General features: G+C 68.6%; 12 protein-coding genes. 6 read left to right on the top strand and 6 right to left on the bottom strand.

Annotated features, from left to right (window positions below; translation table 11 throughout):
* The first annotated feature begins 99 nt into the window (after positions 1 to 99).
* The 6 genes from ACFYRU_RS37360 to ACFYRU_RS37335 all read left to right on the top strand — a co-directional run bounded on the left by ACFYRU_RS37360 (position 100) and on the right by ACFYRU_RS37335 (position 9401).
* Entirely contained in the window at positions 100 to 2937 is a 2838-nt protein-coding gene (locus ACFYRU_RS37360; protein ID WP_387668109.1) for a BTAD domain-containing putative transcriptional regulator, read from the top strand.
* A gap of 350 nt (positions 2938 to 3287) precedes the next feature.
* Positions 3288 to 4295, top strand: coding sequence for an ABC transporter permease (locus tag ACFYRU_RS37355; RefSeq protein WP_387668106.1), 1008 nt, complete (start codon positions 3288 to 3290; stop codon positions 4293 to 4295).
* Positions 4296 to 4336: 41 nt separating this feature from the next.
* A complete protein-coding gene (locus tag ACFYRU_RS37350) occupies positions 4337 to 6094 on the top strand; it encodes an ABC transporter substrate-binding protein (RefSeq protein ID WP_387668104.1) in 1758 nt (585 codons plus the stop codon).
* Positions 6095 to 6192: 98 nt separating this feature from the next.
* A complete protein-coding gene (locus ACFYRU_RS37345) occupies positions 6193 to 7185 on the top strand; it encodes an ABC transporter permease (RefSeq protein ID WP_387668102.1) in 993 nt (330 codons plus the stop codon).
* Positions 7182 to 8363 carry an ABC transporter ATP-binding protein gene (locus tag ACFYRU_RS37340; RefSeq protein WP_387668099.1) on the top strand — a complete coding sequence of 394 codons (1182 nt, stop codon included), beginning with the start codon at positions 7182 to 7184 and terminating at the stop codon, positions 8361 to 8363. The genes ACFYRU_RS37345 and ACFYRU_RS37340 overlap by 4 nt, the downstream gene beginning before the upstream one ends.
* Before the next feature lie 18 nt (positions 8364 to 8381).
* Positions 8382 to 9401, top strand: a complete 1020-nt coding sequence (locus tag ACFYRU_RS37335; protein ID WP_387668098.1) for an ABC transporter ATP-binding protein — start codon at positions 8382 to 8384, stop codon at positions 9399 to 9401.
* Between the two features lie 51 nt (positions 9402 to 9452).
* Here the strand turns inward: ACFYRU_RS37335 and ACFYRU_RS37330 are convergent, their stop codons facing one another.
* The 6 genes from ACFYRU_RS37330 to ACFYRU_RS37305 form a co-directional block, all read right to left on the bottom strand.
* Positions 9453 to 10022, bottom strand: a complete 570-nt coding sequence (locus tag ACFYRU_RS37330) for a hypothetical protein (RefSeq protein ID WP_387668096.1) — start codon at positions 10020 to 10022, stop codon at positions 9453 to 9455.
* A gap of 63 nt (positions 10023 to 10085) precedes the next feature.
* Positions 10086 to 11282 carry a low temperature requirement protein A gene (locus tag ACFYRU_RS37325; protein ID WP_387668093.1) on the bottom strand — a complete coding sequence of 399 codons (1197 nt, stop codon included), beginning with the start codon at positions 11280 to 11282 and terminating at the stop codon, positions 10086 to 10088.
* Positions 11283 to 11312: 30 nt separating this feature from the next.
* A complete protein-coding gene (locus tag ACFYRU_RS37320) occupies positions 11313 to 12584 on the bottom strand; it encodes a sugar ABC transporter permease (protein ID WP_387668090.1) in 1272 nt (423 codons plus the stop codon).
* Complete coding sequence (locus ACFYRU_RS37315) at positions 12581 to 13390, bottom strand: ATP-binding cassette domain-containing protein (protein WP_387668087.1); 810 nt, start codon at positions 13388 to 13390, stop codon at positions 12581 to 12583. Before ACFYRU_RS37315 ends, ACFYRU_RS37320 begins: the two co-directional genes overlap by 4 nt.
* 77 nt (positions 13391 to 13467) lie before the next feature.
* Positions 13468 to 14541: a sugar ABC transporter substrate-binding protein gene (locus tag ACFYRU_RS37310; protein WP_387668085.1), complete on the bottom strand. Its 1074-nt coding sequence runs from the start codon at positions 14539 to 14541 to the stop codon at positions 13468 to 13470.
* Positions 14542 to 14622: 81 nt separating this feature from the next.
* On the bottom strand, positions 14623 to 15798 hold the full coding sequence (locus tag ACFYRU_RS37305) for an ROK family protein (protein ID WP_387668082.1): 1176 nt from the start codon (positions 15796 to 15798) through the stop codon (positions 14623 to 14625).
* Positions 15799 to 15887 lie beyond the last annotated feature (89 nt).

Below are 15887 nucleotides of genomic sequence, written 5' to 3'. Positions count from 1 at the left end.
GGCGCGCGCCATCTGCTGTCCTTCCTCGAGGGGTGAGGGCAGCAGGTTCGCCTGGGGCTGTTACCAGGCGCTTACCATCCGCAGCCATATGATCAGGCCATGGAGTTCCGCCTGCTGGGTCCGGTTCAGATCTGGTCAGGCACCGGCCTCGTCGACCTGAAGCGCAGGCAGGAACGCCTGCTGCTCGCCGTACTGCTCCTGGAACCCGGCAGGCCTGTGCCAGCCGAGCGTCTGATCGAGCTGCTGTGGCCGGACGCGCTACCTGCGAACCCCCGGCGTGCTCTGCAGGTGTACGTGTCCCGGCTGCGCTCTGTACTGGACGTTGAGCTGACAAGCGGGCGTGACGGCTACGCGATCCGTTCCCGGCCAGGACAGACCGACGTGGAACAGTTCAGGTCTGTCGTCGAGCAAGCACGCCGTCAGGACGACCTGGAGCAACGCAGCAAGCTGCTGGCAGACGCCCTGGCTCTGTGGCGCGGTCCGGCGCTGGCTGACGTCACGACAGACGACGTACGCCGCCGTCTGTGCCGCGGACTCGACGAGGCGAAGCTGGCGGCGCAGGAGCTTCGCCTGACCACCGAGCTTGCCCTCGGCCACCACCAGGAACTGCTGGCCGAACTGGCTGACCTGACGGCAGCCGAGCCGTCCCGGGAAACGTTCGCCGCGGCCCGCATGCTCGCCCTCTATCGCTCCGGCCGTCAGGCAGACGCTCTGGCCGCGTACGCCGACGTCGTACGGCACCTGGACGATGAACTCGGTGTCGAACCGGGCGCCGACCTCAGGGACCTGCAGGTGGCGATCCTGCGCCAGGACTCGTCGCTGGACCTCACGGCCGCGTCTGCCGTACCACGGGAGCTGCCGGCCGACATCGGCCTCCTACTCGGGCGCGACGATGTACTGGAGGAAGCTGCCGACGTACTGCTCCGTTCCGGCAGGCGATCCGGAGTACCGGCAGTCGTCTGTCTGTACGGCGCCGCCGGCACCGGCAAGTCTGCCGCCGCCGTCCGCCTCGGGCACCAACTGGCGGACAGCTACCCGGACGGCCAGCTGTTCGTGCGGCTGCAGGACGTCGACGGTCAAGCGATTCCGCCCAGCACGATCCTCGGCCGGTTGCTGCGCTCGCTCGACGTGGACGAGATTCCGGATGGGCTGGAGGCTCGGTCCGGTCTGCTCAGAACCCGCCTCGCCGGACAGAACGTCCTGTTGGTGTTCGACGACGCGCTGGATGCCGGCCAGCTCCGGCCGCTGCTGCCGGCCGACGACGGCTGTGGGGTTGTCGTCACCTCACGCCGTCCGATGCTCGGCCTGGAGGACGCCACCCATCGCGAACTCCTGCCGCTGCCCGACGGGACGAGCGCCGAGCTGCTCGGGGCGCTGTCCGGTCTCGGCGGGGCGGCCGTCGGGGACGTCGTCCCGTACTGTGCGGGGCTGCCGCTGGCGCTGCGCATCGTCGGCGCGCGGCTCGCGCTGATCCGGGAGGACGTCGCGGACGTGGTCCGGATCCTCGACGACGAGTCCCGGCGCCTCGACTACCTGGTCGCCGGCGACCGGGCGGTCCGCGCCAGCCTCGATCTGTCGTTGAGCGTCGCGAGCGGCATCGCGCGCGAGCTGTTCGCCCGCCTGGCCGTGGTCGGCGCGGACGAGTTCGCGCCCTGGGTCGCCGCGCCACTGCTCGATCAGGACGAAGCCTCCGCGGCGGCCGTCCTCGAGAACCTTGTCGCGCTCGGCCTGGTCCAGCAGCGCCGCATCGACCCACCCCGCTACGGCCTGCACGGACTCGTCCGCGGGTACGCCGTCGAGTTGTTCGGCCCGGCCGGCGAGCCCGCGCTGGAACGGCGCTACCTGGACACGGTGCTCCGCCTGGTCACGATCGCCGACGAGCACATCGACCACGGTGCGGTGATCCTGGAGCTCGACCGGGGCGGCGACTTCGAGCTGCCGGACGCCGAGCTGCGGGCGGAGGCCGGCGCGGCCTGGCTGGACGTCGAGGGCCCGGTGGTACGGGCCGCTGTCGAACGAGCGCTCGTACGGTGGCCGCGGCTCGGCGCGATGCTGGCGCTCCGGTTCACCGGCTACCTGGCGGTCCGGGACGATCGAGAGGTACGGCGTTCCGTCCTCGAGGACGCACGTCAGGTCGCGGAAACGGCGGGGGAGGTGGATCTCGAGGCCGAGCTGGGCCGTTGCCTGTTCGCCGCGCTCGCCCAGGCCGGAGCCCCACCTGAAGAACTCCGTCCGGTGGCCGAACGCGCGCGGACGGCGGCGGACCGATCCGGTGTCGTGGCGCTCCGCGTCGGCGCCCGCAACCAGCTCGGCTGGCTGGCCGCCGCGGCCGGCGACTTCGAAGGCAAGCTCCGGGTCGGCGAAGAGATGCTGGCGATCGTCGACTCCGATCCCGAGGCGGAGGCCTTGCGGTCTCGTGCGCTCGACCAGATCGGCGGCGCGTTGCTGCTGCTCGGACGAGTGCCCGAATCCCTGGTCTTCCGTCGCGAGGTGTGCAGGCTGGACGAGCCCGGCACCAGGCTGCGGGCGATCAGGCTGGTGCTGCTCGCCGAGACACTGCTGGCCGACGACGACCTGGGTGCCGCCCACGTCGCCGAGCTGGCCGTCGTGCTCGCCGACGCGCGCGCGATCATCGAGCGGATCGGGGACGAGTTGGGATCGGCACACGTCGACAACACCGAGGCGCAGCTCCTGGTGCTGACCGGGCGGCCGGCCGAGGCGGAGGTGCTGCTGCGGCGCTCGGCGGAGGTGCTGAGCCGTCGGCCGGACGAAAGCGGGGAGGGCGCGAACGCGATCGGATGGGCGCGTCTGCAGGTGGCCGCCGGGCGGCCGGACGAGGCGCGGCGGACTCTCGCGACGGCGGTCGGCAGGGCCGGGTCCTCGGCCTTCACCAGACGCGAGCTGAGGCACCAACAACGGCTGCTCGGGCTGGTATGAGCACTCAGCCACCGAATGCGTCTTTTCGTTACATTCCGTAATATCTTGGCACAAAATGGCCACTGTCGGTGCTGTGCCGACGCGGATTGCGAAGATTTGACTGCCCAGAGTGACGATTTGGGGCAAATATTCCGTTCGAGTACGCGTTCCGGTAACGATTTGTGCACTGGTGCCAGGCACCGCTGGTTTGGTGTCACAGTGTCAGGCAGGCTAGCGCGCGGTTGTGGGGGAAGCGCCCTGTCAAGGGGATTTGACGCCACCGCACCGGAAAGCAAAGGCTCGGCACGCTATCCACCGATGAGTGCCGGATCAACGGACCGAAATCCGGCCGACGAACTGACGGAGTGCGAATGAGTATTGGGTCGCCAGACTCGACCGTAGGAGTCGAGGACCACCCGGCGTCGGCGGAGCCGGCCCGCACGGCCGCCACTCCGCACGGCAAGTCGCCGAGCCGGATCGCGTTCGACCGGCTGCGCAAGGACCGCGTCGCGATGATCTGCGCGTCGGTCGTGCTGTTCTTCATCCTGGTCGCGATTCTGGCGCCGCTGCTGGCCAAGCTCGAAGGCCAGAACTACAGCACCTTCCACACCGACCTGGTCGACGAGTACGGCTACCCGACGATCGGCGTCAACGGCGCGCACTGGCTCGGCGTCGAGCCGAAGACCGGCCGGGACAACTTCGCCCGCTGGGTGTACGGCGCCCGCCCGTCGCTGATCATCGCGTTCCTGGCGACCGTGGTCGGTACCGCGATCGGCGTCGTGATGGGCCTGCTGGCCGGCTTCCTCGGCGGCTGGACCGACCGGGTCATCTCCTGGATCATCGACTTCGTCCTGAGCCTGCCGTTCCTGCTGTTCGCGATCGCGCTGGTGCCGATCGTGGAATCGATGCGCGGCGGCTCGTTCAACCTGACCCCGAACCAGCAGGCGTCGATCAGGTTCTACGTACTGATCTTCGTGTTGTCGTTCTTCGGCTGGGCCGGCCTGGCCCGGATCATCCGGGGTGAGGTGCTGTCGCTTCGCGAGCGCGAGTTCGTGCTCGCCGCCAGGGCGATCGGTGTGCCGACCCGGCAGGTCCTGTTCAAGGAGCTGCTGCCCAACCTGGTCGCGCCGATCGTCATCTCGGCCTCGCTGGCGGTCCCGTCGTACGTGACCGCGGAGGCCGGTCTTTCCTTCCTCGGTGTCGGACTGGTCGAACCGATCCCCTCGTGGGGTCAGACGATCGCCGTCGCCACGAACTGGTTCAAGGCAGACCCGCTCTACCTCTGGCTGCCAGTGGTCGGCATCACCGCGTTGGTGCTCGCGCTGGCCCTGCTCGGAGACGCGGTCCGGGACGCCTTCGACCCCAAGACTCGCCGGTAGTTCGGCGATTGCCCCAGCGGCAGAAAAGGAGAAACCCGACCATGCAGTGGAAACGGATAACCGCGGTCGCGGCGACGGTCATGCTGGCCGCCGTGGCCTGTGGCAGCCCGTCCTCGAACAGCGGTAACAAGGGCGACAGCGGCAACTTGGGTGGTGCTCAGGTCAAGGCGACCGACCCCACTGCGAAGGGCCCGGCCGCGGACGTCGACGGCGCGAAGAAGGGCGGCACGATCACGGTCCTCTCGGACGTGACGCCGGACACCTTCGACCCGACCGCGATCTACTACACCGACGGTAACCAGATCGCGAAGCTGATGTTCCGGTCGCTGACCCAGTACCGGCTGGACGGCCCCGACCACAAGCCGGTCCTGGTTCCGGACCTGGCCGAGGACCTGGGCACCAAGTCGGCCGACGGTCTGACCTGGACCTTCAAGCTGAAGCAGGGCATCAAGTACCAGGACGGCACGCCGGTCAAGGCCGCGGACTACGCGTACGCGATCAAGCGCTCCTTCGCGCACGACCTGTACGACGCCGGACCGACGTACCAGATGCAGTTCTTCCTGGACGGCGACAAGTACAAGGGCCCGTACGCCGCCGGCGGTGCGCAGTACAAGGGCGTCGAGACGCCGGACGACCACACCCTGGTCATCCACCTGGCGAAGAAGTTCGACGACCTGCCGTACTACGCTGCGTTCCCCATGTTCACGCCGATCCCGCAGGCGAAGGACACGCAGAAGAACTACGAGCAGCACCCGATGGCGACCGGCCCGTACCAGCTGTCGTCGTACCAGCCGGGTAGCGAGCTGAAGCTGACGAAGAACCCGAACTGGGACCCGAACACCGACCCGGTCCGGCACCAGTACGTCGACGGCTTCGACTTCAAGTTCAGCCAGGACCTGATCAAGGTCCAGCGCCAGGTGCTGGCGAGCTCCGGGCCCGACGCCGACGCGCTGAACTACAGCAACCTCGACGTCTCGCTGCTTCCTGAGGTCAAGGACCAGTCGCAGCTGATCAAGGGCGAGTCCCCGTGCACGATCATGTACACGATGGACACCCGGAAGATCCCGTTGGAGGTCCGCAAGCTGATCGCCAAGGCGCACCCGTACGACGGTTGGCGCAAGGTGGCCGGCCTGAACCCGACCGACGACCCGCCGGCCTCGACGATCCTGCCGCCGGCCGTCCCGGGCTTCGAGAAGTACGAGCTGCCGGGTCTGACCGGTACCGGTAAGGGTGCCGAGGACGACGCGGTGGCCGCCGAGGTCAAGTCCGAGCTGGCCAAGATCGGCAAGTCGGGCTTCCAGCTGAGCTGGTACTACTCGATCGACGACAAGATCTCGACGCAGGTCACGCAGTTCCGTACGCAGATGTTCCAGAAGGCGGGCTTCACGGTCCACGCGATCGGTGTCCCGAAGGCGAAGATCCGTACCTTCACCGGTGACCAGAACGCTCCGGTGAACATCGGCAAGACCCCGACCGGTTGGTGCTCCGACTGGCCGAGCGGCACCAGCTGGTTCCCGGTGCTGTTCAAGTCGGACGCGATCGGCCTGGGCAACAGCGTCGGGCAGCTGCAGGACAAGGCACTGGACGCCGAGATCGACGCGGTCTCCGCGAAGGACCCCAACGACCAGGTCAAGGAATGGAAGAACGTCGACAAGGACATCCTGGAGAAGTACCTCCCGGTGCTGCCGCTGTACTACAGCGAGAGCAACTTCCCGGTCGGCAAGAACATCGGGCACGCGATCAACGACCCGACACAGGGTCTGCCCGAGTTCACTTCGCTGTACCTGAAGCAGCCCTGATCCACGCCAGTTCTGAAGCAGTAGTGATCCACTGAACGCCTGTCTGGTGCCCGGGCCACAAGCCCGGGCACCAGACCGGTCGGTGAGGAGACAATCCCGTGCTCTATTTCGTGGCGCGCCGCCTGGTCAGCGCGCTGAGTGTCGTGCTCGCGACGTTGATCGCGACCTTCGCGTTGTTCTTCGTCGCGCCGACCGACCCGGCCGGTGCGATCTGTGGTGACCGCAACTGCACCCAGCAGCGGTACCAGGAGATCAAGACCAACCTGCACCTGGACCGGCCGAAGGTGCAGCAGTTCGCCGAGTACACCGCGGGAATCTTCACCGGTCGTGACTTCACGACCTCAGGCGTCAAGCAGCACTGCGCGGCGCCCTGCCTCGGCTTCTCGTTCAAGAACGACCGGCCGGTCACCGACATGATCAAGACCCGGTTCCCGGTGACGTTGTCACTGGTGCTCGGGTACGCGGTCCTGGTGCTCACCATCGGTGTGTTCGTCGGATCGATGGCGGCCAAGAGACGCGGGACCCTGGGCGACCGGGCACTGATGACCAGCACGCTGGTGATCAGTTCGGTGCCCTACTACATCGTCGCGCTGATGGTCGCGCTGTACCTGACCGTGCTGTATCCGATCCTTCCCAGAGGTGAGTGGACACCACCCTCGGAGAATCCCGGCAAATGGATCGCCGGCCTGCTGACACCCTGGCTGGTGCTCGGCATCTACAACTGCGTCTCCTATGCGCGCTACGCCCGTGGCTCCATGGTCGAGACACTGAGTGAGGACTTCATCCGGACCGCGCGGGCCAAGGGCCTGTCCGACCGGGTGGTCACCTACAAGCACGCGCTCCGCTCCGGCTTGATCCCGGTGGTCACGATCTTCGGCCTGGACGTCGCCGGCAGCCTCGGCGGCGCGATCTTCACCGAGCGGATCTTCGACCTGCCCGGCCTCGGTCAGCTGGTGCTGGACAGCTTGAACAACTACGACCTGCCGGTGATCATGGGCACCGTACTGGTTGCTTCCGTGCTCATCGTGGTGATGAACCTGCTGGTGGACATCGGCTACAGCGTGATCGACCCGCGGGTGAGGCTGGCATGAGCACTCCTGCCCCCGAAGATCGAGGCACCGAAGACCGGAAGGACAGCATGGCCGAGAGCGATGCCGCCGCCGCGCCGCAGGACGCCGCGCCCGCCAAGCGGGGCCCGTCGGTCGCCACCCGGGAGCGCCGCCAGGGTTCGATCAACCCCAGCGGCGAGACCCCGTACCTGGTGGTCGAGGACCTGGCCGTCAAGTTCCCGACCGCGGACGGCCTCGTCAGCGCCGTGAACGGGCTGAGCTACTCGGTCCCGCTCGGCCGGACGCTGGCGATCGTCGGCGAGTCCGGTTCCGGCAAGTCGGTGTCGAGTATGGCCGTGATGGGCCTGCACGACCGCAAGCGGACCCGGATCACCGGGTCGATCCGGCTCGGCGGCGACGAGATCGTCGGCCTGAGCGAGAACGACCTGATGAAGATCCGCGGCGACGCGGTGTCGATGGTGTTCCAGGACCCGCAGTCGTCGCTGCACCCGCTGTACACGATCGGCAACCAGTTGACCGAGGCGTACCGGGTGCACCACAAGGTGTCCAAGGACGCCGCGAAGAAGCGTGCGCTGGAGATGCTCGACCTGGTCGGCATCCCGAACCCGCCGCGCCGGTTCGCGCAGTACCCGCACGAGTTCTCCGGCGGTATGCGGCAGCGCGCGATGATCGCGATGAGCCTGATCAACGACCCGAAGCTGGTGATCGCCGACGAGCCGACCACCGCGCTCGACGTCACCGTTCAGGCGCAGATCCTGGACCTGCTGAACAACCTGCAGAAGGAGTTCGGCTCCGCGATCGTGCTGATCACCCACGACCTGGGTGTGGTCGCCGAGATGGCCGACGACGTCCTGGTGATGTACGCCGGGCGTTGCGTCGAGTACGGCACCGCCGAGGACGTGCTGGCGAACCCGCGGATGCCGTACACCTGGGGTCTGCTCGAGTCGATCCCGACCGTCTCCGCCGCGAACGAGCGGCTGCGCCCGATCAAGGGCCTGCCGCCGAGCCTGCTGAGCCTGCCCGACGGCTGCTCGTTCAGCCCACGCTGTCCGTACAAGGACCGCGTGAACGGCGAGCTCTGTACGACGCAACTGCCGGAACTGCTGCCGGTGGACGGCGCCGGTGCGCACACGTCCCGTTGTCACCTGCACGACAAGGTCTCGGTGTACGAGACCGAGGTCGCGCCGAGACTGGGCTGACGAGGGGACTGAGGAACCATGACTGAATCTCTGCTCGAGGTCCGTGACCTCAAGATGCACTTCCCGATCAAGGAAGCGGCCGGCCTCGGCCGGACCAAGAAGGTCGTGCAGGCCGTCGACGGCGTCTCGTTCGACCTGAAGGCCGGCGCCAGCATGGGCCTGGTCGGCGAGTCCGGCTGTGGCAAGTCGACCACCGGCCGGATGATCACCCGGCTGCTCACCCCGACGTCCGGCGAGATCCGGTTCAAGGGCACGGACATCGCGAAGCTGAAGGAGCGGGACCTGCGCCCGTTCCGCCGGCAGCTGCAGATCGTGTTCCAGGACCCGTACAGCTCGCTGAACCCGCGGCAGACGGTCAGCAACATCATCAGTACGCCGCTGCGGGTGCACAACCTGGTGAAGCGGGGCGGTGAGCTCGCCCGCGTCCAGGAGCTGCTCGAGCGGGTCGGCCTGAACCCGGAGCACCACAACCGGTACCCGAACGAGTTCTCCGGCGGCCAGCGTCAGCGGATCGGGATCGCCCGGGCGCTCGCGGTCGAGCCCGAGGTGATCATCGCGGACGAGCCGGTGTCGGCGCTCGACGTGTCGATCCAGGCACAGGTGATGAACCTGCTCGAGGACCTGCGCAAGGACCTCGGCATCGCGTTCGTGTTCATCGCGCACGACCTCGGCGTGGTCCGGCACTTCTGTGACGAGGTCGCGGTGATGTACCTCGGCAAGATCGTCGAGCAGGGCAGCCGGGACCAGATCTACAACGCGCCGCAGCACCCGTACACCCAGGCGCTGCTGTCCGCGGCGCCGGACCTCGGCACGATCCGCGGCGTCCCGCCGAAGGAGCGGATCCGGCTGGTCGGGGACGTACCGTCGCCGATCGACCCGCCGAGCGGCTGCCGGTTCCGGACCCGCTGCTGGAAGGCGGAGGACATCTGCGCCACCCAGGAACCGCTGCTGGAGATCAAGCCGCAGTCGACGCCGGGCCACACGGCCGCCTGCCACTTCGCGGAGCCGAAGGTCGACCTGACCGCCGCCACCGCGTAACCCGCGGAGAGGGCCCCCGTCAACGACGACGGGGGCTTTCTCATGCTTGCTCTACTTGTGCGTCCAGACGTAGCCCATGAAGCCGTCCAGGTGCCAGCCGGCCTTCACGTACGCGGCTGCCTGCGCGCTGCGCATCACCCGCCAGCCGATGCCGTTCTTCGAGACCCGGTACACCTTGGTCCGGTCCGCGGCCGGCGCGAGCGGGATCCGGCCGACGACGCCCTCGTACACCCACTGGCCGTTCGCGACCAGCGAGTTCCGCTCGGCGGTCGAGATCGACAGCAGGTACGACGACGCCCGCTTGAGCCGCAGCCGGTACACCGGCACGGTGCCGCGGATCGCGGTGTTCGCGACGTACCCGGGCACCTGGCCGGTGAACCTGAACCCGAGCTTCTCCGCGCGCACGAACTCGGCCTGGTTCGCGGTGTAGAAGTAACCCTTCGCCCCGGCGGTCCGCATCTCGATCAGCTGCGTCTTGTACGGCACGGCGGTGGTCGAGGTCTCGGCCGCATTGGCGCCGTTCGCGACGGCGACACCACCCGCGACCAGCGCGGCCGTGGTCACTATCGCGCCGCCCCCGAGCGCCCGAGCCCGGCGGCTCCCCGGAATCTTCCACTTCATCGTTGTCAAGCCTTTCGATCCTGATGGAAATAGATGCTTCAGGCAACTAGCCCGGTCAGGACGCTAGTTCGCCGCGGGGTCGTGGGCTTGCCGTGGCTGAGAAGACTCACGGGTTTCGAGGGTGGCCAGGGCGGTGAGGAGGGCGGTGAGTACGACGAGTTGTGCTAGCGCCGGCAGGGCGTGTACTAGCGGTACGGCGACCAGTAGCAGGGCGGCCGTGATCAGCCGGGGTAGGGTCCAGCGGTGGATCGTGCGGCGTTTGAAGCCCACGAGTCCGGCGAGGTAGAGGGCCGTACCGGCGTACAGCGCGAACAGGCCGATGCCGTGCAGCGGACGGCTCAGGTCGTCCCCGACGTACTCGAGGACCTTCTTGAGGCCGAGGGCGAGCAGGACGATGCCCGCGACCATCGGGACGTGCAGGTAGGTGTATGCGTCCCGCGCCAGCCAGGGGCGGGTCTCGGCCGGCTCGGCGGTCAGCGCCCGTTCGCCATAGTGCACGGCGGAACCGAAGTACAGCCACCACAGCGCCGCGCAGACCGCGAGACCGAGCAGCGACGCCACCAGGATCGGCCAGGAGATCGGCAGGCCGGTCACGCCGACGCCGATCTCCACGATCGACTCACCGAGCGCGATGATGATGACCAGCCCGTGCCGCTCGGCCCAGTGCGCGGGGGAGTTGAACCGCCAGCCGCGGGCGTCGACGAGATACGTCGACACGTAGTCCGCGGCCAGCGCACCGGCCCAGAGCAGCGTCTGCGTGATCCCGTGGTACTGCGAGGCGACCAGCAGCAGCGCGGTCGCGACGACCTTGCCGACGGCGTAGTACGCGACCGTACGGCGCAGCACCCGGTCGCCGCGGGCGATCGTCCACAGCAGGGCCAGGTGCATCGCGCGGAGGACGAAGTACGCGATCGCGATCACGACCGGGCCGGACAGCCCGCCGGGCAGGTCGTCGAACGCCTCGGGGACCGCGAGCGCGATCACGAACATCGCCGCCATCGCGCCCAGCAGGACGGCGCGGACGGCGCCCTCGTCGGCCTTGGCGATGTTGCAGACCCACGAGTACGCCGCCCAGCTCCACCACAGCAGACCGAGCAGGAACAGGCCGCGGACGACGCCGTGCCAGGTCAGGTCGTGCGCCATCAGCTCGGTGATCTGGGTCAACGCGAACACGAACACCAGATCGAAGAACAACTCCAGCGTCGTCACCGACTGGTCCGCGCCGGTCCCGACCGTCCTGCCTCGCCTGCTTCCTGCCATAGCGGACATGATGCATCCGCGGCGGGCTCTTTACGCGCGCCCGTGGGCCTGGCGGCTTCGGCGGCTGAGGGAGTCGATCGTGACGGCGACGAGCAGGACGCCGGCGGTGACGATGTAGCGCACGTTCGAGTCCAGGCTGAGCAGGGCGAGCCCGTTGGAGATCGACGTGATCACCAGCGCGCCGAGCAGTGCGGAGGACGCCGAACCGCGGCCGCCGAACAGGCTGGTACCGCCGATCACCGCGGACGCGATCGCGTTCAGGTTGGTGTCCGTACCGCCGCTCGACTGGCTGACCGCGACCAGCCGGGCCGCGGCGAGGATGCCACCGACCGCGGCGAACGTCGTACAGGCCGCGAACACCGACAGGTAGATCATCCGGACGTTGATACCGGCGCGGCGGGCCGCCTCGACGTTGCCGCCGACGGCGAAGACCGAGCGGCCCCAGCGGGTCCGGCGGACCGCGAGATCCGTGACCACGACCAGCGCGAGGAACAGCAGGAACATCGACGAGACGCCGCGGTCGCCATTCAGGACGAGGACCGGGACCAGCAGTACGACCGCGAGCCCGGTCGCCTTCACCGCGATGAACGACGTCGGCGCGGCGGACAGCCCGGCCGCGGCGCGGGCGTTCCGGCCCTGCAGCCTGGTCAGCGCGTAGACCACGACGACGAGGGCGACCAGGGCGTACGCGATCGCGGGGGAGAGGAAGCTGCGGGTCGCGAAGCCGACCAGCGGCGAGTCGTACGGCAGGTTGATCGTGCCGTCCTTGCCGAGCACCAGCAACTGCAGTCCGAGGAACCCGAGCAGCCCGGCCAGTGTGATCACGAAGCTCGGTACGCCGAACCGCGTGTAGAGCAGGCCGTAGAACAGGCCGACCGCGATGCCCAGCGCGATGCCGACCAGTAACGACAGCACGACCGGCCAGCCCTTGTTGACGAACGTGACGCCGACGACCGCGCCCGCGAAGCCGCTGACCGAACCGACCGACAGGTCGATCTCGCCCAGCAGCAGCACCAGGACGATGCCGAGGGCAATCACTCCGACCGACGTGGTCTGCAGCGTCAGGTTGACCAGGTTGCGGCTGGACAGGAACGAGCTGTTCGCGACCTGGAACACCGCCCAGATGATGATCAGCCCGATCACCACCGGTACCGAGCCGAGGTCGCCGGACCGCAACCGCGCACCGAACGCCCCGACCGCGCCGCTCAGTCCGCGGCTCGCGATCAGCCGCTCGTCCTGGAGATCCGCGGGCAGCTGCGCCGAATCCTGGGCCGAATCCTGGGCCGAGTCCTGCAGGGTCATGATGGCTCCTCTGGGTTCCGCCGCGCGGCGCGCTCGGAGACCGCGTTGTCGACCGCGCCGGTGATGGCGGCGATGATGTCCTGGGTCCGCGTCTCGCTGACCACGAAGACGCCGTTGTTCCGGCCGAGCCGCAGCACCGCGACCCGGTCGGCGACCGCCATCACGTCGGCCATGTTGTGGCTGATCAGGATCACGGCCAGGCCGCGTTCGCGCAGCCGCTCGACCAGGTTCAGGACCTCGGCGGTCTGAGCGACGCCGAGGGCCGCGGTCGGTTCGTCCAGCATCACGACCTTGGGCTTGCCGAGCAGGCTGCGGGCGATCGCGACGGTCTGCCGCTGGCCGCCGGACAAGCTGGCGACCGGGATCCGGACCGACGGGATCTTCGCCGACAGCTGCCGGAGCAGTTCCCAGGACTGGCGTTCCATCTCGACCTCGTCCAGGGCGCCGGCCTTCTCGAGTTCGCGGCCGAGGTACAGGTTCGCGACCACGTCGAGGTTGTCGCACAGCGCCAGGTCCTGGAACACGGTGGCGATGCCGAGCTGCTGCGCCTCGGCCGGGCTGCCGACCCGGACCGGGCGGCCGTCGAAGACCATTGTCCCGTCGTCGGCGGTGTAGACGCCGGCGATGGTCTTCACCAGCGTGGACTTGCCGGCGCCGTTGTCGCCGACCAGGGCGAGTACTTCGCCGGCCCGGACGTCCAGTTCGATGTTCTTCAGGGCCTGGACGGCGCCGAACCGCTTGGAGATTCCCTGCAGCGTCAGCACCGTACCGGCGCCGACGTCGGGGGGAGCCGGGGTAACAGTCACGCGATCAGCCTCCTGAACCGATACGTAGACCCAAGCTTGCCCCCGCACCTCACTACGGGGGCAAGCTCACGGGGCGGTCAGTTGTTCGACAGTCCGGCTGCGGCGCAGGCCGCGGCGAACGCCGCAGTACAGATGTCCGAGATCTTGTAGATGTTGTCCTTGACCACGGTGTCCTTGATGTTCGCCTTGGTCACCGCGACCGGGTCGAGGATCGTCGACGGGACGCCGTTCTTGTCGGTGGTGGATTCCGGCTTGCCGCCGTTCGCCAGCGCCACCGCGCCCTTGGCGGCGGCCTCGGCCTGCGGTTTGACCGCCTTGTAGATCGTCATCGCCTGGTCGCCGGACACGATCCGCTGAATCGCGGCGAGTTCGGAGTCCTGGCCGGTGACCGGCGGGAGCGGCTTGACGCCACCGCCCTTGAGCGCGGCGATCGCACCACCCGCGGTGCCGTCGTTGGCGGCGTACACCCCGACCAGACCGTTCTTGATCGCGCTCAGCTGGCCTTCCATCCAGGCCTGCGCCTTGTCCGGGCTCCAGTCCGGGGTGTCGAACTCGGCGGCGATCTTGAAGCCGCTGGAGTCGAGCACGCTGTGCGCGCCCTTCTTGAAGTCCGCGGCGTTCGGGTCGGTGGGCGAGCCGTTGATCATCGCGATGTTGCCGGACGTCTTGCCGGCCGCCTTGAGCGTGTCGACCAGCGTCTGCGCCTGCAGCTTGCCGACCGCCTCGTTCTCGAACGACACGTAGTAGTCGGCGTTCTCGATGAACCGGTCGTACGCGACCACCGGTACGTTCTGCCCCTTCGCGGAGGCGGCGATCGCGGCGGCGGCCTTGCCGTCGACCGGGTCCAGGACGAGCACGTTCGCGCCCTGGGTGAGTGCGGCCTCGGCCTGCTGCTGTTGCTTCGACGCGTCCTGGTCGGCGTTGCTGTAGATCAGCTCGCACTTCGCGCAGGCGGCCTTCAGCGCCTCGGTGAACAACGGACGGTCGAGCGCCTCGTACCGGGTGGTCTTGGACTCGGGCAGCAACAGCGCGATCTTCTTCGCGCTGCCTGAGCCGCTGCCGGAGTCGTTCGAGCCACAGGCCACCAGCGAGACGGCGAGAGCCGACACGACGAGGCCGAGACCGACGAGACGGGGAACACGGACGGACATATGGCGGCTCCTTGACGACGCAGGCCCCGATTGGCCTGCCCGAAGTCAAGCCCTCCGCGGTCTTGTCGTCAAGACTTGAATTCAAGAAATGGAGATATTGGTGTGGCTCAGCACCGACGCACGGTGGATCGCGCCGACGATGTCGGCCTCGTCGCCGAGTTCGGCCGGGCGCAGTTCGACGGTCGCGGCCGCACTCGGGATCGCGCACCGGTCGAGCGCCTCGCGGAGCGGGCCGAGGATGAGTTCACCGGCCTCGGCCATCAGGCCGCCGACCACGATCGCCTCCGGGTTCAGCAGGTTCACCACCCCGGCCACGGCAACGCCGACCCGGCGGCCGGCGTCCTCGATCACCCGGCGGCAGCCGGTGTCGCCGGCCAGGGCGCGGGTGACGATGTCCTTCAGCCGCAGCGGTCCGTGCGAGGCGGCCAGGCTGTTGATCAGCGCTCGCGAACCGACGAACGTGTCCAGGCAGCCGCGGTTGCCGCAGCGGCAGATCGGGCCGTTCTCGTCGATCGTGACGTGGCCGATCTCGCCCGCCGTACCGGCCGAGCCGCGGAACACCTCGCCGTCGATCACGATCCCCGCGCCGACGCCGTACGAGAACTTCAGGTAGCAGCCGTTCCGGACGCCGCGGAGCGCGCCGGTCCGCAGTTCGCCGAGGGCGGCCAGGTTGGCGGTGTTGTCGAGCGCGACCGGGGCCCGCAGGTACGCCGACATCGCCTCGGTGACGTTGACGCCGCGCCAGCCGGGCAGTACGGCGTCCGACCCGGCCTCGCCGCTGATCGCGTCCACCGGCATCGGCAGGCCGAAGCCGATCGCGGAGATGTCCTCGACGCCGGAGCTGACCGTCTCGGCCAGGTCGGCGAGCAGCCGGGCGGCACGTTCCATGCCCTCGTCGGCGACGTGGTCGGCCTGCAGCGGCATCAGTTGCTGGGCGAGGATCTCGCGGGACCCGTTGGCGACCGCGACCCGGACGTCGCGCTCGCCGAACGCGACGCCTGCGAGCAGGCCGCCGCCGGAGGCGAGGGACACCAGGACCGCGCGGCGGCCGTTGCGGATGCTCCGGGATAGACCGACCATGCCGGCCTGGTCGAGCTCCTTCACCATGTTCGACACGGTGGCCGCGGAGAGGCCGGACGCGGCGGCGATCTCGACCTGGGTGAGCGGGCCGTGCTGACGGACGACGCCGAGAACGCGCGCACGGTTGGCTTCGCGCAGCGAAGCCTGCGAGCCCGGCGCCGGGCGAGTTGCGTTCATTACATAAAGATAACGGATCGCGGGGCGTACCCGGCCGTCCACTCGTCGTGAGCCACAAACATCATCCGCAACCTCACCGTCACTACCCC

The sequence above is a fragment of the Kribbella sp. NPDC004536 genome (assembly GCF_042873835.1).
GTDB lineage: Bacteria > Actinomycetota > Actinomycetes > Propionibacteriales > Kribbellaceae > Kribbella.
Note: the sequence above shows the minus strand (reverse complement) of the source record. Positions and strands in the feature narration are given on the sequence as shown.